The sequence below is a fragment of the Jezberella sp. genome (assembly GCF_964834465.1).
Genome location: NZ_CBAZRM010000010.1, coordinates 52,007 through 72,755, shown reverse-complemented (window position 1 = coordinate 72,755; position 20,749 = coordinate 52,007). Strand labels below are relative to the sequence as shown.

General features: G+C 53.3%; 18 protein-coding genes and 1 pseudogene. 7 read left to right on the top strand and 12 right to left on the bottom strand.

The features are described 5' to 3' along the window. Positions 1-17: 17 nt before the first annotated feature. Positions 18-1,217 (bottom strand): annotated as a pseudogene (locus AC1W8Y_RS09360) (CaiB/BaiF CoA transferase family protein); the annotation flags it as partial. Between the two features lie 143 nt (positions 1,218-1,360). Here AC1W8Y_RS09360 and AC1W8Y_RS09355 point away from each other — a divergent pair. Next, entirely contained in the window at positions 1,361-1,849 is a 489-nt protein-coding gene (locus tag AC1W8Y_RS09355; protein ID WP_482014209.1) for a GNAT family N-acetyltransferase, read from the top strand. Between the two features lie 5 nt (positions 1,850-1,854). Here the strand turns inward: AC1W8Y_RS09355 and AC1W8Y_RS09350 are convergent, their stop codons facing one another. Further along, positions 1,855-3,468, bottom strand: coding sequence for a gamma-glutamyltransferase family protein (locus tag AC1W8Y_RS09350; protein ID WP_482014208.1), 1,614 nt, complete (start codon positions 3,466-3,468; stop codon positions 1,855-1,857). A 168-nt stretch (positions 3,469-3,636) separates the two neighbouring features. Here AC1W8Y_RS09350 and folE point away from each other — a divergent pair, with 168 nt between their 5' ends. The 4 genes from folE (at position 3,637) to AC1W8Y_RS09330 (ending at position 6,319) form a co-directional block, all read left to right on the top strand. Further along, positions 3,637-4,338, top strand: coding sequence for a GTP cyclohydrolase I (gene folE, locus AC1W8Y_RS09345; RefSeq protein WP_482014207.1), 702 nt, complete (start codon positions 3,637-3,639; stop codon positions 4,336-4,338). 2 nt (positions 4,339-4,340) lie between these two features. Then, positions 4,341-4,766, top strand: coding sequence for a BLUF domain-containing protein (locus tag AC1W8Y_RS09340; RefSeq protein WP_482014206.1), 426 nt, complete (start codon positions 4,341-4,343; stop codon positions 4,764-4,766). Between the two features lie 64 nt (positions 4,767-4,830). Then, positions 4,831-6,009, top strand: coding sequence for an MFS transporter (locus AC1W8Y_RS09335; RefSeq protein WP_482014205.1), 1,179 nt, complete (start codon positions 4,831-4,833; stop codon positions 6,007-6,009). A gap of 13 nt (positions 6,010-6,022) precedes the next feature. Next, on the top strand, positions 6,023-6,319 hold the full coding sequence (locus AC1W8Y_RS09330) for a 4a-hydroxytetrahydrobiopterin dehydratase (RefSeq protein WP_482014204.1): 297 nt from the start codon (positions 6,023-6,025) through the stop codon (positions 6,317-6,319). A 42-nt stretch (positions 6,320-6,361) separates the two neighbouring features. On the opposite strand, the gene AC1W8Y_RS09325 is transcribed toward AC1W8Y_RS09330, so the two are convergent. Continuing rightward, entirely contained in the window at positions 6,362-7,888 is a 1,527-nt protein-coding gene (locus AC1W8Y_RS09325) for an FAD-binding domain-containing protein (RefSeq protein ID WP_482014203.1), read from the bottom strand. 249 nt (positions 7,889-8,137) lie between these two features. Between AC1W8Y_RS09325 and modB the strand changes: the two genes are divergently transcribed. Both modB and AC1W8Y_RS09315 read left to right on the top strand, forming a co-directional pair. Then, positions 8,138-8,800, top strand: a complete 663-nt coding sequence (modB, locus tag AC1W8Y_RS09320; RefSeq protein ID WP_482014280.1) for a molybdate ABC transporter permease subunit — start codon at positions 8,138-8,140, stop codon at positions 8,798-8,800. Next, positions 8,797-9,471, top strand: coding sequence for a sulfate/molybdate ABC transporter ATP-binding protein (locus AC1W8Y_RS09315; RefSeq protein WP_482014202.1), 675 nt, complete (start codon positions 8,797-8,799; stop codon positions 9,469-9,471). The genes modB and AC1W8Y_RS09315 overlap by 4 nt, the downstream gene beginning before the upstream one ends. 46 nt (positions 9,472-9,517) lie before the next feature. On the opposite strand, the gene AC1W8Y_RS09310 is transcribed toward AC1W8Y_RS09315, so the two are convergent. The 9 genes from AC1W8Y_RS09310 to AC1W8Y_RS09270 all read right to left on the bottom strand — a co-directional run bounded on the left by AC1W8Y_RS09310 (position 9,518) and on the right by AC1W8Y_RS09270 (position 20,675). Beyond that, a complete protein-coding gene (locus AC1W8Y_RS09310; protein WP_482014201.1) occupies positions 9,518-10,123 on the bottom strand; it encodes a LysE family translocator in 606 nt (201 codons plus the stop codon). A gap of 335 nt (positions 10,124-10,458) precedes the next feature. Continuing rightward, on the bottom strand, positions 10,459-10,683 hold the full coding sequence (locus AC1W8Y_RS09305; protein ID WP_482014200.1) for a formate dehydrogenase subunit delta: 225 nt from the start codon (positions 10,681-10,683) through the stop codon (positions 10,459-10,461). Continuing rightward, entirely contained in the window at positions 10,680-11,522 is an 843-nt protein-coding gene (fdhD, locus tag AC1W8Y_RS09300; RefSeq protein ID WP_482014199.1) for a formate dehydrogenase accessory sulfurtransferase FdhD, read from the bottom strand. The genes AC1W8Y_RS09305 and fdhD overlap by 4 nt, the downstream gene beginning before the upstream one ends. A 9-nt stretch (positions 11,523-11,531) precedes the next feature. After that, the gene (gene fdhF / locus AC1W8Y_RS09295) at positions 11,532-14,435 is read right to left on the bottom strand and encodes a formate dehydrogenase subunit alpha (RefSeq protein ID WP_482014198.1); all 2,904 of its coding nucleotides are present in this window, start codon (positions 14,433-14,435) and stop codon (positions 11,532-11,534) included. 30 nt (positions 14,436-14,465) lie between these two features. Beyond that, complete coding sequence (locus AC1W8Y_RS09290; RefSeq protein ID WP_482014197.1) at positions 14,466-16,019, bottom strand: formate dehydrogenase beta subunit; 1,554 nt, start codon at positions 16,017-16,019, stop codon at positions 14,466-14,468. Further along, on the bottom strand, positions 16,016-16,507 hold the full coding sequence (locus tag AC1W8Y_RS09285; protein ID WP_482014196.1) for a formate dehydrogenase subunit gamma: 492 nt from the start codon (positions 16,505-16,507) through the stop codon (positions 16,016-16,018). Before AC1W8Y_RS09285 ends, AC1W8Y_RS09290 begins: the two co-directional genes overlap by 4 nt. Before the next feature lie 23 nt (positions 16,508-16,530). Next, on the bottom strand, positions 16,531-18,189 hold the full coding sequence (locus tag AC1W8Y_RS09280) for an OFA family MFS transporter (RefSeq protein ID WP_482014195.1): 1,659 nt from the start codon (positions 18,187-18,189) through the stop codon (positions 16,531-16,533). Positions 18,190-18,348: 159 nt separating this feature from the next. Next, on the bottom strand, positions 18,349-19,293 hold the full coding sequence (locus tag AC1W8Y_RS09275) for a LysR family transcriptional regulator (protein WP_482014194.1): 945 nt from the start codon (positions 19,291-19,293) through the stop codon (positions 18,349-18,351). Continuing rightward, the gene (locus tag AC1W8Y_RS09270) at positions 19,290-20,675 is read right to left on the bottom strand and encodes an MmgE/PrpD family protein (protein ID WP_482014193.1); all 1,386 of its coding nucleotides are present in this window, start codon (positions 20,673-20,675) and stop codon (positions 19,290-19,292) included. The genes AC1W8Y_RS09275 and AC1W8Y_RS09270 overlap by 4 nt, the downstream gene beginning before the upstream one ends. Positions 20,676-20,749 lie beyond the last annotated feature (74 nt).

Genomic DNA, 20,749 nt, shown 5'->3' with positions numbered 1-20,749 from the left:
GAGTGGGTCGATGCCCCTACGACGCCGTCCGCGAGCAGGGTGTGAATGTCGGCGTCGCTGTAACCGATGCCTTTTAAAATTGCTTGAGTGTCTGCGCCTAAACGAGGCGGGGCGCTCCGAACGCCGAGACGGTCTCCGTTGAGTGCGAGCGGTAATAGCGCGACGCGAGTTTCAATCGTTTTGCCTGCACCGGTATTGTCCGCGGCAATCGTGACAGGGGCTAAGCCGCCCGTCGCCAGCAGGTGAGGGTCATCAAACAAGTCTTGAGGTCGGGTGATGGGTGCGTAAGGCAACCCAGCCTGCTCAAATATTGAGCTTAATTCCGTTGCGCTGTAGTTGCTAAATCTTTCACGTAGGATGGGGATGAGCCACTCGCGGGCGCGTACTCGATCGTTATTGGTCACCAAGCGGGTATCGTCACGCAAATCGTCAAACCCGAAGGCTTGACAGAGAATGGCCCATTGTGTGTCGCTCACAGCCGATAAAAAAATCTGCTCATCGTCTTTGACGGTAAATACGTCATAAACGCCCCAAGCACTGATGCGATCCGGCATGGGATTCGCTGCCTTGCCCGTCACCGCGAATTGCATCATGTGCTGAGCGACCAGAAAGACATTGTTTTCAAACAACGCGCTTGCGACTTCTTGACCTTTACCCGTACGCGCACGCTGTTGCAACGAGGCGAGTACCCCGATGGCGCCAAACATACCGCCCATGATGTCGTTGACACTGCTACCAGCCCGCAGCGGCCGACCAGCAGGCCCGGTCATGTAGGCTAGCCCGCCCATCATTTGTACGACCTCATCGAGCGCAGTGCGATGATCGTAAGGGCCTGGCAGAAAGCCCTTATGCGACACATAAATCAGTTGTTCGTTCAGTTTAGATAAGGCTGCGTAACTGAAACCCAGTTTATCCACGGTACCGCTTTTGAAATTTTCGCTGAACACGTCGGCGCCAGCGATCAGCTTCAACACAATCTCTTGACCGCGGGGGGTCTTCACGTCGACGGCAATGCTTTTTTTGTTTCGGTTAAACATCGGGAAAAATCCCGAACCGGAACCGAGCAGCTTGCGAGTGTTGTCACCCGTCAGGGGTTCGACTTTGATGACTTCTGCACCAAGATCGGCCAAGATCATGCCGCAGGTGGGCCCCATGACCATATGGGTGAATTCAACCACTCGGATGCCGTCTAGGGGGAGAGGGGTGGGTTGCGTCATGATTGTCTGAGGTCAGTCTTGTTCTAATGAGATCGGTCGACAGAAGGTATGATATTCTGCCCAATCTTTATAACACCCTGGCGTCAGGCGGCGGGCCTCGTTTGCCAGACAAGCTTGCAGACGTTTGACCACAGTAACTCTTTATGCTCAGCAATATTTCAGTGCGTGTCGTTGACTTTCATGATCCTGTTCAGCAGCAAGCGCTGATCGGTTTGCTCGATATGTATGCACGTGATCCGATGGGCGGGGGTGAGGCGTTGGGCGAGGACGTGAAACAGCGTTTGTGTGCTGATTTGGCGAAAAATCCCGGTGCGATCAGCTTTATCGCCTATCTGGCCGACCAGCCTGTGGGGTTGCTTAACGCGCTCATGGGCTACTCGACTTTCAAGGCTAGGCCGCTACTCAATGCACACGACATTGCAGTCATGCCGGCGTTTCGCGGGCAAGGGGTGGCTCAGGCCTTGCTCGCGGCTGCCGAATCCCATGCAGTCAGCCAAGGGTGTTGCAAGTTAACACTAGAAGTCCTCAGTGGTAATCAAAGCGCCATGCGATCCTACCAACGGTTTGGCTTCGAGCGCTATGAGTTGCTGTCAGAACACGGACAAGCGCTCTTGATGCAAAAGTGGCTCTGAAAACATTAGAAAGCCACCGCACCCCCGTTTGAACGAGGGTCGTAGCCGCCTTCCATAACCCCGTTCGGATGACGAATCAGCATGCCCGCGTGTCCAACAGCTTCATCCCAAGCACCAATCGTTTCGACGTCATGCCCCAGCTGACGCAACGCATTCACTGTGTTGGTGTCGAAGCGGCTCTCAAGTTTGAGTGAGTCGTTAGCATTGCCCCACGTGCGGCCCAAGAGCCATCGGGGTCTTTCAATAGCTTGCTGGGGATGATCGCCAAATGCGACGTTGCGTTGAAAGATGGTTGCTTGTGTTTGCGGTTGTCCATCACCCCCCATGGTGCCGTATACCATCAAGCCGCCATCTTCCCGCCACGCCATGGCGGGATTCAACGTGTGAAAGGGCTTTTTGCCAGGCAATAATGCATTGATGTGTGATGGGTTTAGCGAGAAGCTGCAACCCCGATTTTGCCAATTGACCCCTGACGTCGGCAGAACCACGCCAGAGCCAAACTCATGATAAATGCTTTGAATAAAAGATGCGGCAATCCCGTTTTTATCGATGACACCCATCCAGACGGTGTCCCCCGGTGACGTTTTTTTGCCCCACGCCGCAGCTTTGCTGAGGTCAAGGCGCTTGGCAAGTGAATCGAGGTGTGCGTCGCTGAGCAACGACGCGGGATCGATCGTCATGAAGGCGGGGTCGGTCAGATGCTGATCCCTAATACTGAACGCTAGCTTGGTTGCTTCTACTTGGGCGTGTATGAACGCGGCGCCTTCAGGGTCAAGATCCCACCCCTTGACACGATCCATGAGGCCCAGAATCATCAATGAGACCAATCCTTGAGAAGGAGGGGTCATGTTGAAAACGCGGGTGTTGTGCCCGCGATTCTCAAGCTGCAAACTCAGTGGGCTGACCATCTGAGCCTGATGGTCATTCAAATCTGACAGCGTGATTGGGCTGCCTGCTCGGCCGAGTTCGGCGGCTAATGATTCAGCCAGCTGACCGCGATAAAAACTCTCTGTGCCTTTTGTCGCAATGGTTGCCAGGGTATCTGCAAGCCGAAATTGCTTAAATAAAACCCCTTGGCGCGGCACCTCGCCTTGAGGCAAAAAGGTTTCCGCAAAACCTTGTTGCGCTTCAAGCTCAGCCCGTTTGGCCTGCGTGCAAAGAGATTGGCTCGCCGTGACGGGAATGCCGTTTTCAGCCAGATAGATGGCGTCTGATAACAACCGGCTCAATGGCAATTTGCCACCCATGGTCGTTTTTGATAATTCGTGGGCGGCACCCCAACCTGAGATTGTCCCTGCAACCGTGTTGGCAGCAACCCCACCCCTAAAAGGGATACTTTGATGGATACCCTGTTTGGCGTACCAATCGATCGTTGCCGCTTTGGCGCTACGCCCGCTGGCGTCAATTCCCATGGGTCGATTATTTGGGCCGTTAATGACCCAGAAACCGTCTCCACCGATCGAGTTCATGTGTGGGTAGACGACCGCAATCGTTGCCGCCGCCGCAATCATTGCCTCAAGCGCGTTGCCACCTTCGCGCAACACCGCAACTGCCGATTCTGCGGCCAGTGAATGCGGTGCAACCGCAATACCGCGAAGACCATAGACTGATTGCGCCAAAGCTTTGCTCCTGTGCCTTCCAAAACGGGTTTAATCAAGACTGAATCCTGCATTCTCTCATTCATTTTGTCAGAATGCACTTAAACGGTAAGATGAGACATCTGTCGGTTCTAATGCTTATTGCACCGACAACATTAGCGCTGACAAAAAAGGCGAGCATCAAACACCATGAATATGATTGATCAAGATACTGGTCGGCCCATCTCTGTCGTGATTCGAGAGCGGATTCGACACGCGCGCAAGCGGTTTCACGCCAACGACAATATTGCCGAGTTTATTGAGCCTGGTGAGCTCGGCTTGTTGCTCGATGAAGTTGAAGTCAAAATGCAAGGTGTTCTTGAAAGCTTGGTGATTGACACTGAACACGACCACAACACCAACGATACCGCTCGTCGGGTTGCAAAAATGTACCTTCAGGAAGTCTTTGGTGGCCGCTATGTCGGTCAACCGGCGATCACCGAGTTTCCGAACGCTGAACATTTGAACGAGTTGATGATTGTGGGCCCGATCACCGTTCGAAGCGCCTGCAGCCATCACTTCTGCCCAGTCATTGGCAAAGTGTGGATTGGCGTCTTGCCCAACGAACACACCAATGTGATTGGTCTGTCCAAGTATGCACGCTTGACCGAGTGGATCATGAGTCGACCGCAAATTCAAGAAGAGGCAGTAGTTCAACTCGCCAATTTGATTCAAGAAAAGACGCAACCCGACGGTTTGGCGGTCGTCATGAATGCAACGCACTATTGCATGTCGTGGCGTGGCGTTAAAGATATGGGCACTCGCATGATCAACTCGGTCATGCGTGGGGCGTTTCTCAAAGACGTCAATTTGCGTCGCGAATTTCTTTCTTTAATCCATCGAGAGGATTAATCATGCTGGTACGTCTGTTATACGTCAGTCGAGCGCTTGATCCGGATTCGTTGATCGATGTCCAAACTATTATGGACGCTGCCCGCGAGCACAATGTCAGCAACGGCATCACCGGCATTCTTTGTTATGGCGGGGGCATTTACCTTCAGGCACTCGAAGGTGGACGCCGTCAAGTCAATGAACTGTACAGTCATATTGTGAAAGACAAGCGGCACAAGGACGTCGTTTTGTTGCATTACGAAGAGATCGCTGAGCGCCGTTTCGGCAACTGGACGATGGGGCAAGTCAATTTGAGCAAACTGAATACGTCGGTGATTTTGAAGTATTCAGAAAAACCAGAGCTTGATCCGTATTCTGTGTCTGGTGCGATGTCGATTGCCTTGCTCGAAGAACTCATGCGCACCGCGTTCATTATTGGGCGCGCATAAGCACACAAGCGCATAAGCGCTCGCCGATCAAATCATCTATCGCTATCAATCAAAGACCACACTCATGAAAGATCACTCGCTTGCCGTTCGGTTGTTATTAAATGTGGGCCATGCCATTGACCACATGTTTTTGTTAATCTTTGCGGCCTCTGTCGGGGTGATATCTCAAGAGTTCGGCTTCAGCAATTGGGAGGATCTCATGCCCTATGGGGCAGGGGCTTTTCTGCTGTTCGGACTTGGCTCTATCCCAGCCGGACGGCTGGGAGATTTGTGGGGGCGCCGTCAAATGATGGTGGTGTTCTTTCTGGGGATGGGCGGTTCGGCGCTGCTGGTGGCCGTCGTGCCCTCGGCTTGGGCGTTAGGTGTTGCCTTGGCATTGATGGGGGCATTTGCCTCGATTTACCACCCGGTTGGGGTGCCCATGTTGGTGCAATCTGCCGCCAAACCAGGGGCGGTGATTGGGATTAACGGTTTGGCAGGTAATCTCGGTGTCGCACTTGCGGCGATGTTGACGGGGTTTTTAGTCAAGTGGTTGGGCTGGCGTGCCGCGTTTGCCGTTCCCGCTTGTTTGTCGTTGTTGTGCGGCTTTTTGTTCATTCGGTTCTGCCCCATCGAAGTCGCTGCACCTGCTAAGCGCAAAAGCGCGGTCAAGGTTCAGTTACCCGCGAACATGCTGGCCCGCGTCCTGTTGGTGGTGACAACTGCGGCAGTGGCGGGCAGTATCTTGTTTAACTTCACGACCAATGGCAACAGTCAATTAATGATTGAACGATTCAGGGGGGTTGTTGATGACCCTGCGGTCCTTGGGATGTTGTTGGCCGTGATCTACGTGGTGGCCTCACTGGCGCAAGTCGTGGTGGGGCGATTGGTGGATCGGTTTCCTGCTAAGCCCATCTTTTTGGGGATTGTGTTGTGTCAAATCCCTTTCGTCATCTTTGCCGCACAAGCACAAGGATGGTGGATGTTTGTGGCGATGCTGGGTGTGATGGTGTTTGTGTTTGGTGCGGTACCGTTTACCGATGTGTTGATTGTGCGTTATGTCGATGATCGCGTGCGCTCACGAGTGGCTGGTATCAGGTTGGCGGTATCGCTTGGGATTAGCTCTGCAGCGGTCTGGCTGTTGGGACCGGTGGTCAAACAAATGGGTTTTAGCGCATTGTTCACGATCATGACCGTTGTGGCTGTCCTGACGGCACTGGTGGTGGTAATGCTTCCGAGTGAATCAAGCGTGAAAGACGCATGAGGTACCTGTCACGATGAAAGCCGTCCGTTTACAACCCTTTGAAGCCATTGAGCTTTTAGGTAAAGAAAGTCTTTGGGAATGCGTGGCAGAACGTGGTGGTGTGTTGCGACGAACGATAACCTTTAAAGACTTTTCTGATGCTTTCGCGTTCATGACCCGAGTCGCCCTCATTGCCGAGCGTAGCAACCATCATCCCGAATGGTTCAATCTTTTTAACCGAGTCGAGATTACGTTGACTACTCATGAAGCCGGCGGGATCTCATCGCGCGACATCGAGCTGGCGCATGCAATCGATGACTTGGTCGCGTGATTGACATCCTCCGCCCGAACGAGGGGATGTTCGGGCATGACGCTAAAAATCGAAGCCCAACTGGTCATTGTTTTTGCTAGCCGGTTTTCGAGGGGTTTTCACCAGCGGTTTGCGCGAACCATGTTTTTCAATGATGCCCGCTTTGCCTGCTTTGACTGATTTTTTTTCTCGTAAGGCAAAGAGCTTGGACTTGGCCTCTCGAGTCGCTCTATCCAAATCGACAACAGGGATGGGGATCTCTTTACCAACAAAGACGCCACACTTCTCTTGAATGTCTTTTGGCATGCGCCAAGGCTCAAAGAGCCAGCTATCTGGTACTTGACGCAAATGCGGTAGCCACTGTCGTACAAATTGCCCCTGAGGATCGTGGTCTTTCGCTTGTTTGATCGGATTGTAAATCCGAGGCACATTAATCCCAGTGGTGCCGGATTGCATCTGCATCTGGCTCCAGTGAATGCCCGGCTCGTAATCCAGAAATTGCCGCGCTAACCATTCACCGACCGGACGCCAATGCAAAAACAAAGGGTAGGCGGCAGTGGATACGAGCATGGCTCTCATTCTGAAGTTCAACCACCCGGTTTGTGCAAGCATGGTCACACTGGCATCGACCATGGGCCAGCCTGTTCTGGCAGTGATCAGCGCATCAAAGTGCGCCTGATTAAAGTCTTTCTCGCGAAACCCGTTGTAACCTCGGTGCATGTTTTGATGCTCAATCGCGGGTTCACTTTCAAGCTTCTGGATAAAGTGGCAGTGCCAGTAAAGTCTGCTCACAAAGGCATTTAACCCTAACCGTTGTTTTGTCTCATGAAGCGGTAATTGCAAGAGTTTGAGTTGAGTGGCTTTGACGATTTCACGAAGACTGACGCAGCCTAAAGCAAGATAAGGTGAAATCCTGGAGCAGGCCGTCGGGGCAGACAGCGGCGAAGAAATTCCACCACGATATTTTTGGCTACGATGGTCGATGAAACTGTTGAGCACGTTCAAACCCTCTTGACGTCCACCTTTCTGCCGGCGCGGCGCTTGGTGTGAATCAATCTGCATGGAGTCTACCAACGGCACTTGAGGTGCTGGTAAGGGCAGAGCAGCGTGGGTCAGGCTTGGTACGGGAAGGCACGGTCGAGAGGTGTGTAAATCCCACGCGTCTTTCCAGTCATTGCGATTTTTTAGTTTGCGGACGACGCCAAACTGCCTGAACTCGTGCCACTTTAGACCACGATCCTTACACCAGTTGCCGATTTGTTTATCTCGCTTGAAGGTAAACGCGTTGCCTGTCTCTTCATGCGAGTACAGTGCTTCAAACGGCGCCTTGGCATAGATTTGATCCAGCACCTCGATGGCTTCTCCCGTCAGAATATAGAGCGTTGCGCCAAGTTGCTTGAGATGGGCGTGCAGGTCTCTTAGACTCTCAATGAGAAAGCCGTAGTGCAGGGCAGAGTAATCAGCTTGCGCCCAGAGGCTCGGCTCGATGATGTAGAGGCAAGCCACAGGCCCCTTGGCCGTTGCAGCCTGCAGCGCGGCATGGTCATGGAGTCTTAAGTCGCGCTTGAACCAGACGAGTTGATAGGACATATCGTATGCAGCGAGAGGCGTTGCTCAATCGTAACCTGATCAGCGGGTCTTTGCTTAATATTCGCAGGGGCGATGTTCAAATGCTGTCCGATTAGAATGAGAGATGATTGAGCCCTAAGCTTCCCGTTGACGCTGGTGATAGGATGGCAAAAGGAAAGCCTGTCTTTTTGACAATATCGGCTATTTTCATCAAATGTTAGTTAATCCTGAAGAGGCAATGTTTTAGTGACGTATTCTCAGTCGATCTGGATGCCGCTGTTGCTATCGTTGAAAGTATCGCTTTGGGCGACGGCCATCAACGCTTTGCTTGGCATTGCCGCCGCCTATCTCCTGTCAAGATGGCGTTCGCCCTTCGCTCACGTTGTCGACTCGTTACTGACACTGCCCTTGGTGCTACCGCCAACCGTGCTGGGCTATTATTTATTGGTCTTACTGGGCAGGCGTGGCGTATTTGGATCATGGCTGAGCCAGCTGGGGATTGAGCTTGTGTTCACTTGGCAAGGGGCCGTGATCGCTGCCAGCGTCGTATCTTTTCCTCTGGTCTTGCGCTCTGCGCGGGCGGCGCTAGAGGGGGTCAACCCGTTATTGGAAAATGCTGCACGCGTTTTGGGATTATCAGAGGTTGCGCTTTTTTTCAGGGTGTCGCTGCCGCTCGCTTCTCGTGGGATTATGGCGGGCATTCTGCTCGCCTTTGCGCGCGCGCTGGGTGAGTTTGGCGCAACACTCATGATTGCTGGCAACTTGCCTGGCCGCACGCAGACGCTGTCCGTCGCCATTTACGAAGCCGTGCAAGCAGGTGACGATGATAGTGCGCTCGTGATGGTGTTACTCACGTCGCTGACCTGCATTGTCGTGCTGATGGTTGCAGGGCGGCTAGCGCCGCGGTACGCAAGGCAAAGGGTGCGGCAATGAGTCTGATTGACGTGGTATTGAAGAAGACCTTGGTCAGCGACAGCGGCGAATTTGAGCTTGATGTGTCATTTGAAACGGATAGTCGTCGCTTGGTTTTGTTGGGCCCATCCGGTGCAGGTAAGAGTCTGACGATGCGAATTATTGCTGGTTTAATCAAGCCAGATGCAGGGCGAATTATTGTTGATGGTCGAGTCTATTTCGATAAGAAGGCCCGCGTTCATCTGCCCGCGTGTGCACGCAAGACGGGGCTTCTTTTTCAAGACTATGCCCTGTTTCCCCATCTCACCGTTGGACAAAACATTGCGTTTGGGTTGAGCAAGGGGTGGCTGAATCCCTCTAAACAGGACTCTTCCCCCGAGGTGGTCGAGTGGATCCAAAAGTTTGAGTTAGGGGCAGTGGCATTGAACTATCCACACCAGATTTCGGGTGGCCAAAAGCAACGGGTGGCCCTAGCTCGCGCGCTGGTCGCTAATCCGCACGTCCTCTTGCTGGATGAACCTTTTGCTGCATTGGATCAGGCTTTACGAGCACGGATGCGAGAAGAAGTGAGCTTGTTACAGAAAGAACTCAATATCCCCATGATCTTGATCACACATGACGAACAGGATGCCTTCGTGTTGGGTGATCATGTCATTCGCTTGGCTCAAGGACGAGTCGTGTCTGATCGCTGAACAATTGTCGCTCGCCGCTCGCCGCTCGCAAGACATCGACCGGTGATTAAACAAATAGCACCGGAATCATCGATAAGATCAACAAGCCTGCCATCACCCAGTTGAAAATTTGTCGATATTTTTGGTTTTGAAGACGATGCACCAGTTGGTTGCCAATCAGTGCCCAAACGCCGCAAGATGGGCAGTTGATGATGCCAAACATAAAGCACATGGCAAAGATAAACCCAGCAGAGGCATCAGCAGGCATGTAACTGCTGAAGAGCCCAATGCACATCAACCATGCCTTAGGATTAATCCACTGGAAGAGTGCGGCGGCCATAAAACTCATTGGTCGAGCGGTGTCGTCTTTGGATTTGCTGGGGGCGCCACTGTTGGCAATACCCCAGGCTAAGTAGAGCAGGTAAGCAAAGCCAGCGACCTTCATCACCTGATAGATTAGCGGGATTTCTTGAAAGATTCCCATCAGGCCGCTACCAACCGCGAGAAGCATCACAGAAAACCCGCACGAGATCCCAAAGATGTGCGCCAACGTGCGTCTAAAGCCGAAATTGACACCTGAGCTCAACAGCATCATGTTGTTTGGGCCAGGACTGATGGAGGACACAAAGGCGAATAGTGCCATGGATAAGACTAGCTGGAGTTCGTTAGTCATTTCGATTTCATTATATTGATCAGCGTGTTGGGTGCTCAAGCATCAGCACACTGGCGAATTGGGCCGACTCATTGCTACGTGAGTCAAAGGTCACATAGCATAACGCCAATCCCTGATTCTTACAGCCGCTGAGGGTGAGGTGCTGACGGTGAAGCAGACCCATTGATTCAGGTGAGTCGCCAAGTGACTAGCAATTACGCTTATGCGCTAAATGCTTGATCGGTATGTCATATCGCTGACATACCTACAGGGTTATCCACAGTTTTTGTGGACAAGTCAGCAGGCTGAATGAGAAGATTTTGAAGGTGCGACGAACAGCGTGTTCTAGGTTTGGATCACATCCATATTTGAGCGCGGGATAGCAAAGACTCACGGACCAGTGCATTCAAACCTTGTCCGTTCTCTTGGTCAATATGTTGCTTCAATGCACGGCGCATGCGCGGATCCCAGAACTTTTTGATGTGATCGGCAATACCATCAAGTGCTTCATTGTGATCCGGCATCGCAGCGAAGAAATCGCCGATTTGATTGGCCATTGAGACAAGGTTGTTGCTGTTCATGGTGCTAATCCTTCAATTCGATTTGCATGGCTGTAAATAATCCATCGGTCAGGTTTGGCAAAACCGACAAGACATAGGCCGTGGGCTTGTGCTAGTTCAATCGCCAGTTGGGTGGGGGCAGAGATAGCAACCAAGGTGTTAAAGCCTGCGATGAGCGTTTTTTGAACCATCTCCATACTTGCACGACTTGTCACTAGGATCATGCCTTGCCGCCAGCTCTGTCGTTGGCTGCGCAGGCCCGCGCCGATGAGCTTGTCGAGTGCATTGTGCCGCCCGACGTCTTCGCGGATCAGTTGAAGTTCGCCGTGCGTATCAAACCAGGCCGCAGCATGTGTCGCCCCAGTGGTTTGCTGAAGCTGTTGATGGCTGCGCAATTGCACCAGTGCATGGCTGATGGAGGCGGCTGGAATGTTTTTTGCGTCAGTTGCGATCAATGGCAAAGGACGAATGACTTGGCTGAGGCTCTCTGTGCCGCAAAGCCCGCAACCTGTTCGACCCGTGAGGTTGCGTCGCTTGTCCTTTAATTGAACGAAACAACGGCTAGCAATATCGATCTTTACCGCAATACCGTCGGCATGCTCGACGACCTCAGCGCCATAAACGTCACTTGCCGCCTCAACGATACCCTCAGTCACAGCAAAGCCGAGTGCAAAGTCTTCGAGCTCTGTTGGTGTGGCCAACATGACGGCATGAGACACGCCATTGAATTCGAGCGCTACGGGTCTCTCTTGGGCAACCCAATCGATTGACGCATCGCCTATCTGAGCACCGATCACAACTCGCACCGTCACCTGGCTTGCACCGGGGGTTGAGCAGCCAGGCGGAATCTCTGGTTTCAAGGCAACGCCTTAGCTGGTGACAACGGACGACGTCTCATCTTTCGGATGCAGCAGCCTCATTTGCTGATCGTTAAACTGAGCGTAATCCGCTTGCCACGCCGACTGCTGAGTGACCGGGACCACTTGAACCGCCGTTACCTTGTACTCAGGACAATTTGTCGCCCAGTCAGAGTTATCTGTGGTGATCACATTCGCCCCTGACTCAGGGAAGTGAAATGTGGTGTAAACAACACCTGGTTGCACTCGCTCTGTGATTGTTGCCCGCAACACAGTCTCGCCTGCTCGACTTTGAATCCCCACCCAATTACCCGTCTTGATACCACGCTCTTCTGCATCATGCGGATGAATCTCCAGCGTATCTTCGCTGTGCCACCTATTGTTGTCAGTGCGTCGAGTTTGTGCGCCGACGTTGTATTGCGACAGAATGCGGCCGGTGGTCAGAATCAATGGAAACTTGCGGGTCACTTTCTCTGTGCTGGCCACGTACTGAGTAATGATGAAACGTCCTTTGCCACGCACAAAACGATCAATGTGCATGGTGGCGGTGCCCGCAACATCTGTTTCTGCATTGCAAGGCCACTGCAGACTGCCAAGGTGATCGATCTTGTCGAAACTGACGCCACTAAAACTTGGGGTCAAGGCGGCAATCTCATCCATGATTTCGCTAGGATGACTGTAGTTCATCTCGTAGCCAAGCGCGTTGGCGAGCATTTGCGTCGCCTCCCAGTCGCCGAAGCCGGCCATCGGTGGCATCACCTGACGCACGCGGCTGATGCGACGCTCAGCATTGGTGAAGGTACCGTCCTTCTCAAGAAACGATGCGCCTGGCAAAAAGACGTGCGCGAATTTGGCGGTTTCGTTCAAGAAGATATCTTGAACAACGATGCATTCCATTGCCTTCAACGCTGACTCTACGTGCTGGGTATCTGGGTCGGATTGCGCAATATCTTCGCCTTGACAGAACAAGCCCTTGAAGCTGCCATCCATCGCCGCATCAAACATATTGGGGATGCGTAAGCCGGGTTCAGCATCCAGCGTGACCCCCCAAGCCGCTTCGAACTGAGCGCGAGTGGTGGTGTCAGAGATGTGGCGGTACCCGGGTAATTCGTGCGGGAAGCTGCCCATGTCACAACTGCCTTGGACGTTGTTTTGCCCACGAAGCGGGTTAACGCCAACGCCTTCACGACCGATATTGCCAGTTACCATGGCGAGGTTCGCAATCCCCATGACCGTCGTTGATCCTTGCGCATGCTCGGTCACACCCAGACCATAATAAATGGCGCTGTTGACGCGACCCGCGGGGCCACTGAGCGTTTGACCCTGCGCGCCTTTAGCAAACAGTCGGGCAGCGCCTCTCACCAACTCGGCAGCAACCCCAGTAATGTCAGCCATCGCTTCAGGGGAGTTTTCTGGGCGAGTGATGAAGGCTTTCCAATCCCTGAAAGATTTGTCGTCGCAGCGTGATTGCACAAAGGCCTCATCCAACAATCCTTCTGACACAATCACATGTGCCAGCGAACTGATCATGGCGACGTTCGTCCCGGGTTTCAAAGCAAGGTGGTAATCCGCTTTGATATGAGGGGATTTGACTAAGTCAATGCGACGTGGATCGATCACAATCAGGCGAGCGCCTTCACGTAACCGCCGCTTCATGCGTGAGGCAAACACAGGATGACCATCGGTGGGGTTGGCACCCATGACCAAGATCACGTCAGCGTGTTCCACCGACTTGAAGGTCTGCGTCCCTGCCGAGGTACCCAGGGTCTGACCCAAACCGTATCCTGTCGGAGAGTGACAGACCCTTGCACAGGTATCTACATTGTTATTGCCAAAGCCTGCGCGAACAAGTTTCTGAACCAGATAGACTTCTTCATTGGTGCAACGAGACGACGTGATGCCACCAATCGAGTCTTTGCCGTATTTGGCTTGAATACGTTTGAATTCAGAGGCCGCGTGGTTGATCGCTTCTTGCCAGCTAACTTCTTTCCAAGGGTCCGTGATCTTGTGGCGGATCATCGGTTTGGTCATACGGTCTTTGTGTGTCGCATAGCCCCAAGCGAAGCGGCCTTTGACACAAGAGTGCCCTTCGTTGGCCTTCCCGTCCTTCCAGGGAACCATGCGAACCACCTGATTGCCTTTCATCTCGGCTTTGAAGCCGCAGCCGACTCCACAGTAGGCACAAGTGGTTGTGACGCTGTGCTCAGGCTGACCGAGCCAGATCACTGATTTCTCTTGCAGCGTGGCGGTCGGGCAGGCTTCGACGCAAGCCCCGCAGCTGACACACTCTGAAGACATGAAAGCTTCGTCCTGACCGGGCGACACGCGCGAGTCAAAGCCGCGGCCACTGATGGTCAACGCAAACGTGCCTTGCGTCTCTTCACAGGCACGTACACAGCGATTGCAAACAATGCACTTTGAGGCGTCATAGGTGAAGTAAGGATTCGATTCGTCCTTGGTCATATGGATGTGATTCTTACCCTCCATCCCGTAGCGAACGTTGCGCAGGCCCGTGACACCTGCCATGTCTTGTAATTCGCAGTTACCATTGGCGGGACAGGTGAGGCAGTCGAGTGGATGATCAGAGATATAGAGCTCCATCACGCCTTTACGCAAATCCTGCAACTTAGAGGTTTGCGTCCAGACACGCATGCCTTGTTCAGCGGGCGTTGTGCAAGAAGCGGGGAACCCTTTGCGCCCCTCAATCTCAACCAGGCACAGGCGACAGGATCCGAAGGGTTCGAGGCTATCGATGGCACATAACTTCGGTATCTTGGTGCCTGCGAGCATGGCAGCACGCATTAACGAGGTGCCAGCAGCAACCGTCACGTCAGTGCCGTCTATGGTCAGCGTGACGGTTTTGTCAGACACGACTTCTGGCGTGCCAAAATCGCGTTGTATGACTTGCTCAAGCATGTCGGTTCCTTTTGCGTCAGTGTTGTGCGATTACGCGGTAACTGGTGCGTGGGTCAGTCCAAAGTCTTCGGGAAAATGATTCAGTGCAGATAACACTGGATTCGGGGTCATCCCGCCCATTGCGCACAATGAGCCGTAAGTCATGGTGTTGCAAAGGTCTTTGAGCAGCACCACTTGATGTTCGCGATCTTTGCCCGAGGTAATCTTGTCGATCACCTCCGCTCCGCGCGTTGACCCAATCCGGCAGGGGGTGCATTTGCCACAGGATTCAAGCGCACAGAACTCCATGGCGTAGCGGGCGAGTTTGGACATGTCAGCGGTGTCATCATGGACCACCATGCCACCATGTCCTAAGGTGCCACCGATACCGATGTAGGTTTCATAGTCCAGCGGCAAATCCCATTGCGATTCAGGGATGTAAGTGCCTAAGGGCCCGCCAGACTGAATCGCTTTGATCGGTCGGCCAGACGCTGAGCCGCCACCAAAATCAAACACCAGTTCGCGCAAGGTTAACCCAAAGGCTTTTTCGACCAGCCCGCCAAACTTGATATTGCCGGCCAGTTGAAAAGGTAGCGTGCCTGTTGAACGACCAACACCAAAGTTTTTGTAAAAAGCGGCACCTCGTGCCATGATGATGGGCACACTGGCTAACGTAATCACATTATTGACGACGGTAGGCATACCGAACAAACCTTCGATCGCGGGCAGTGGGGGTTTCGCGCGCACGATGCCTCGCTTGCCCTCAAGGCTTTCCAGTAGCGCGGTCTCTTCACCACAAACATAAGAACCAGCCGCTTTACGAACAATGAGAGAAAATGATTTGCCGCTATTGAGAATGTTCGCCCCAAGATAGCCTGCCGCTTCAGCGATTTGGATGGCTTCGTTCAGCACGGCGATGGCGTGAGGGTATTCAGATCTCACGTAGATATAGCCAATCGTGGCGTCCGTTGCAATGCCTGCAATCGTCATGCCTTCGATGAGCATGAAGGGGTCACCTTCCATCGTCATCCGATCAGAGAACGTCCCTGAATCACCTTCATCTGCGTTGCAGACGATATAGCGTTGTTTGGCAGGGGTTGCAGCCACGGTTTTCCATTTGATGCCGGCGGGGAAGGCAGCACCGCCACGCCCACGCAGGCCCGACTCCAGCACTTGTGCAATGATGTCCTGGCCAGACATAGTCAAAGCACGCTGTAAGCCTGCAAAGCCCTCGTGATCTTCATAGTCTGTTAAGGACAGAGGGTCAGTGATACCCATCCGAGCAAAGGTCAAGCGTTCTTGGTTCTTCAAATACGGGATGTCTTGCGTTTTGCCGAGATAGAGCGGGTGTTGAGTTGCTTGTCCCAACCCTTGTTCGAAAATATCGACGATATCTTCTGGTTCAACTGGCCCGAAAGCCACGCGTCCGTCAGACGTGTTGATTTCAAGCAGCGGTTCTAGCCAGAACATGCCACGCGAACTATTGCGCACCAACCGAATATCCATGTTGCGCGTTTGTGCTTGAGCAGCAACCGCCTTGGCCACACGGTCGGCACCAACCGCTAGCGCAGCAGAATCTCTGGGAACGAAAACGGTGATACTCATGCCTGCCCCCTGGTTTCTGCCATCAAACGGTCAAACTTAAGGGGTGTAACGCGTGCATGCACCTCGTCATTGATGGCGATTGCGGGCGATGACGCGCAAAGCCCTAAACAGTAGGCTGCTTCAAGCGTGAGTTGACCGTCAGCGGTCGTCTGATGCGCTTGACAGCCCAGGTGCTGCTGGGCGTGAGCAAACAGGGCTTCAGCACCCATGGCCTGGCAGGATTCTGCGCGGCAGATCTGAACGACATGGCGCCCAGCAGGGGTCATGCGAAAGTGATGGTAATAAGTAATGACCCCGTGTACTTCGGCCCGAGACAGGTTGAGCGCGCTGGCAATATCTTGAACCATCTGGCTTGGGATGTAGCCAAGCGCGTCCTGGATGTCATGCAGAATCGGCATGAGCGCGCCGGGTTCATCTTTGCGCCGATGCAAGACCTCATGAACCGTTAGCTTTTGTTGTTCGCTGACAGGTAATGCATCGACAGTCATGCTTTTCTCTTTAAATAGGTGACTTAATTAAACATTTTGGCAATGCTTAGCGACGTTCTGTAAATTGCCCAAACCAAAGGTATGGCGACAACCAGCCAAGCAACGACGACGATGACCAGGGGCGTTTTGGTGACTGATCCGTTGGCTGACCCGACCTCGTTGGCCAGCGCACGTTCATGCGCAAGTTGCTTTTCGCGCGCCAGCTCTTCGGGCGTCATGAACCATTTGTCAGCCAAGGGCTTCACCATCAAATTGGCGATAAAGCCAATGGCGAGAAAGCCGACCAGAATGTACATGGTCTGGTTGTAGACGCGGTCTACGGGGATGCCCATCGTGATCTGATAATCACGCATGTAGTTCACAACCACAGGCCCTAAGATGCCAGCCGTTGACCATGCCGTGAGCAGACGGCCGTGAATTGCCCCAACCATTTGCGTGCCGAAAATGTCAGCCAAGTAGGCAGGTACTGTAGCAAAGCCACCGCCATACATACTGAGAATCACACACACAGCGGCGATAAAGAAGAACTCGCTGCCCTTCATCGCACTGACTGGGATGCTGGCATAAAGGATTGCGCCGAGGACAAAGAACACGAAGTAAGTTGTTTTGCGACCAATCTTGTCAGAGAAGCTGGCCCATACAAACCGGCCACCAATGTTGAACAAGCTGATCAAGGCAGCGAAACCAGCGGCAACCAAGGCAATAGACGTTTTCTCTCCAGCGTTGAGTTCACCGAACTTCTTGGCAACGCCAATCAGTTGTCCACCGAACACTTCCTGCAGCATGGGGCTTGCCATTCCGATCACACCAATACCTGCACTGACGTTCATGCACAGAACGATCCAGATGAGCCAGAACTGGGGGATACCCCAGACCTTGCTCACGTGAACGTGCTTCTGCGTAATCATGGCATTGCTGGCCTGAGCGATGGGGGGCGTCCAACCTTCGGGCTTCCATCCCGTCGGTGGCACACGATAAGCCAGTGCGCCTGCCATCATGAAGGCGAAATAGATCAATCCCATCACGATGAATGTTTGCATTACACCAACGCTCGTGGTGCTGGCAAAGTAAGACATCAACATCGCAGCCAATGGTGAGCCAATCAACGCACCACCCCCGAATCCCATGATGGCCATGCCAGTCGCCATGCCGCGACGGTCAGGAAACCATTTGATCAAGGTTGAAACTGGCGAGATGTAGCCCAAACCCAAACCAACCCCACCAATCACGCCAGAACCAAGCCACAGCATCCATAGTTGATGCAGGTGAACGCCAAGCGCAGAAATGAACAGACCACCGCACCAGCAAACGGCTGCGACAACACCCGCTTTACGAGGGCCGACGCGCTCGAGCCAACCGCCCCAGATTGCCGCTGATAGACCTAAAATCACGAAGAAAAGCGTGTACATCCAGCCTAGGCTGGAGATGCGCCAATCGCAATCAGTTGTGAACAACTCGGTCAAAATCCCCATGGTCGGCGGGCAGGTTTTGGCCGCCGTGATACCGATGGCTTTAGACAGTGGAATCCAGAAAACCGAAAAGCCGTAAGCCATCCCGATACACAGATGAATGGCAAGTGCAGCTGGCGGCACGAGCCACCGGTTGAACCCAGAACCAGCAATGGTTCTCTCTTTATCCAACCAGCTACTGCTGGCGTTTGCAACTGCTGCGTCTACAGACATAGTTAAGCATCCTGTTGGTTTTTTGAAAGGATCTCCTCGCGAGCGAGATGATTCCATAACTATAGGATGGCACGCCAATTTATTTCAATAATGTGACGATTCACTCGCTGAATGAAGGGAAATCCCTAGGATGGGATGATCGAGCGTTTGGTGGCCCGATTAGGCCGACAGCGCACCTGCATGCTGCTGCAGTTGCAGAGCCCACTCGGGCGATTGAGCAAAGGCGAGCGCCGCGCTCAGCACATGTGATTGCCTTTCTGTTTTGAGCAAAATCCACGAAATGTCGGTGTTGATCTCGGGCGAGATCAGAGGGTGGATTTCCATATCCGGTTCAGCGCGCATCTGATAGACCAAGGCACCGGGCATGATGGTCGCCACATGACCCGCCATCACCACGATCCCGAGCGTCGCAATCGAATTCGTTTCAATGACGACGTGAGGGGTCGCACCAACGTCTTTGAAGGTCTGATCAATGATATGGCGATTGTGCATGGCTTTGGACAGCAGGCACAAAGGGTGATTAGCCGCGTTAGCCCACGCGATCGGTGATCCTTTTTGACCATTAACCCGTTCAGATGGTTGGTATTTTTGGACAAAGTAATACTGTTCGTCGTATTGGTGCATTACCGTTAAATGGCTATGCCGGCTAGAGAGTCGTTTCGCATAGCCTAAGGCCATATCAAGTGAGCCATTCTCGACGCTCGCTTCCAAATCCTGGGAACTCAGGCTTTTTACGTCGATCGACACAGCCGTATGCTTTGCTTGGATGAAGGCGGCAAACCTGCTTGCGATAGGCATCGCAGTGGGGATCGCCCCAATGGTTAATTGCCCAGTCGGTTCGGACGAACCGCCGTGAATCTCTTGCTGCAGCGTTTCGTGTTCGCGCATGATGCGGCGGGCACTTGCCAGGACTTTTTGACCCTCATCAGTGAACCCGATAAAGCTGCGGCCTCGACTGATGATGCTGATGCCGTAACTTTCTTCGAGCGCTTTTAACGCGTTCGATAAGGCCGGTTGGGTGATATTGCAAGCGTCGGCCGCTCGACTAAAGTGCTTATGCTCGTCAAGCGCGATGAGATAGCGAAACCAGACTAAATGGTTCATACTGCTTGAAATAGGTGACGCATGTTAGAGATGGCTTCGAGTGTGTTCAAGCGGTGATACAAACTCGGTTCAACGCCCGTCAGTGATGGGTTGTTCATCTGACCGGTCGTGACGCAGTCATCGAATTTCTGTTTGAGCCCAGCTGTATCAATGGGGTTCAACGCGTTGCCCAACGGGAAACGGATGTCGCCTGAGTCAAAAACCCTGCCATCGATTGTCTCAATCACGATGCGGTCAGTAAGGGCAAATGAGGGGTCGATGGGGCAGGCCTTGTCAGTGATTGAAATAGACAATTTATTGTACAAGCTGCTGACATCTGCGCGGTTGACGAAAGCATCGGTCAGTTGAGCTAAACCAACTTCTCTGGCCACGATGGCAGACGCGATCGCAAACTCTGCACTGAACTTGGCCTCAAGGCCGGTTTTTGGGTGATGATTGCGCAACATCGATGCCTGTGCAGCCCCAGTCGTCAGGTGCATCGCTTTAATTTCCGCTGCGGTGAGATTTTCGCGCTCGGCGATCGCCAACACCCCGTCGATCGTGCGATGGCAGGAATAACAGACTGGATAGCGCTTGATAGAGACACCACTCTCGAGTATGCGAGGTGTGCCCCCCAAGGATGCCGCAGCTCGCTGGCGATCGACTCGGCCACTCGGTGAGAGCGCCGCCAAATAGCCCGCGTGATGCTCAAAGGCATCAGGCGCCGCGGTCATCCCTAGTTTGGCAAGGCGCACGGCTTCGATGCCGTGTGAAGCCGCTCTGCCTGCGTGAAAAGGCTTGGTCATGGTGCCGAAGTTGGCCACCAAACCACTTGCCATACTGGCAGCAATGGCCAGGGCACGTGCCGCAACATCAGCATCCAGCCGATTCAGATAAGCCACTGCGGCTGCGGATGCAACGGCGCCTAGCACGCCGGTGGGATGCCAGCCTTTGAGATGGTATTGATCAGGCTCTCGCTTAATTAACTCGGCCCAGACTTCGTAGCCGACCACATACGCCAGCAACGCGTCGCGACCAGTCGCTTCCAGTACATGGCTCTCGGCGAGAATAGCCGGGACGAGCACGGTGCTGGTGTGTCCCGATAAAGCGACGTCGTCATAATCCAGTGCGTGACCTGCCACGGCGGTCACAAACGCTGCTTGATGAGCAGGCCGATAGTTGCCTGCAAATGGCACAGGCGCCAGATCAGTACCCTGATCACTCAAACGCCCTTCACCAAAAAACGTTTGGATAATTTTCACGACGGGCTCATTGCTGCCTGCAATCATCGTGGCAATCGTATCGATAAATCCCGTCTTGGCGACGGCACAGGCCTCGTCTTCTTTGCCTGCAAAACCTGGATGTGCAACGTAGTGGCCGAGTGCTGCGGTAAGGCCTGACATGTCGGTGACTCCCTAAGTGCTAATTTTGTTGATCGACGGCGCTGATGGCGGATTTCGCGTGACCGCGGGGTAGG

Excerpts from the sequence above, each read along its gene's own strand:
- AC1W8Y_RS09355 (WP_482014209.1), top strand. The coding sequence starts at position 1,361 with ATGCTCAGCAATATTTCAGTGCGTGTCGTTGACTTTCATGATCCTGTT.
- folE (WP_482014207.1), top strand. The coding sequence starts at position 3,637 with ATGAATATGATTGATCAAGATACTGGTCGGCCCATCTCTGTCGTGATT.
- AC1W8Y_RS09340 (WP_482014206.1), top strand. The coding sequence starts at position 4,341 with ATGCTGGTACGTCTGTTATACGTCAGTCGAGCGCTTGATCCGGATTCG.
- AC1W8Y_RS09335 (WP_482014205.1), top strand. The coding sequence starts at position 4,831 with ATGAAAGATCACTCGCTTGCCGTTCGGTTGTTATTAAATGTGGGCCAT.
- AC1W8Y_RS09330 (WP_482014204.1), top strand. The coding sequence starts at position 6,023 with ATGAAAGCCGTCCGTTTACAACCCTTTGAAGCCATTGAGCTTTTAGGT.
- AC1W8Y_RS09325 (WP_482014203.1), bottom strand. The coding sequence starts at position 7,888 with ATGTCCTATCAACTCGTCTGGTTCAAGCGCGACTTAAGACTCCATGAC.
- modB (WP_482014280.1), top strand. The coding sequence starts at position 8,138 with ATGCCGCTGTTGCTATCGTTGAAAGTATCGCTTTGGGCGACGGCCATC.
- AC1W8Y_RS09315 (WP_482014202.1), top strand. The coding sequence starts at position 8,797 with ATGAGTCTGATTGACGTGGTATTGAAGAAGACCTTGGTCAGCGACAGC.
- AC1W8Y_RS09310 (WP_482014201.1), bottom strand. The coding sequence starts at position 10,123 with ATGACTAACGAACTCCAGCTAGTCTTATCCATGGCACTATTCGCCTTT.
- AC1W8Y_RS09305 (WP_482014200.1), bottom strand. The coding sequence starts at position 10,683 with ATGAACAGCAACAACCTTGTCTCAATGGCCAATCAAATCGGCGATTTC.
- fdhF (WP_482014198.1), bottom strand. The coding sequence starts at position 14,435 with ATGCTTGAGCAAGTCATACAACGCGATTTTGGCACGCCAGAAGTCGTG.
- AC1W8Y_RS09290 (WP_482014197.1), bottom strand. The coding sequence starts at position 16,019 with ATGAGTATCACCGTTTTCGTTCCCAGAGATTCTGCTGCGCTAGCGGTT.
- AC1W8Y_RS09285 (WP_482014196.1), bottom strand. The coding sequence starts at position 16,507 with ATGACTGTCGATGCATTACCTGTCAGCGAACAACAAAAGCTAACGGTT.
- AC1W8Y_RS09280 (WP_482014195.1), bottom strand. The coding sequence starts at position 18,189 with ATGTCTGTAGACGCAGCAGTTGCAAACGCCAGCAGTAGCTGGTTGGAT.
- AC1W8Y_RS09275 (WP_482014194.1), bottom strand. The coding sequence starts at position 19,293 with ATGAACCATTTAGTCTGGTTTCGCTATCTCATCGCGCTTGACGAGCAT.
- AC1W8Y_RS09270 (WP_482014193.1), bottom strand. The coding sequence starts at position 20,675 with ATGTCAGGCCTTACCGCAGCACTCGGCCACTACGTTGCACATCCAGGT.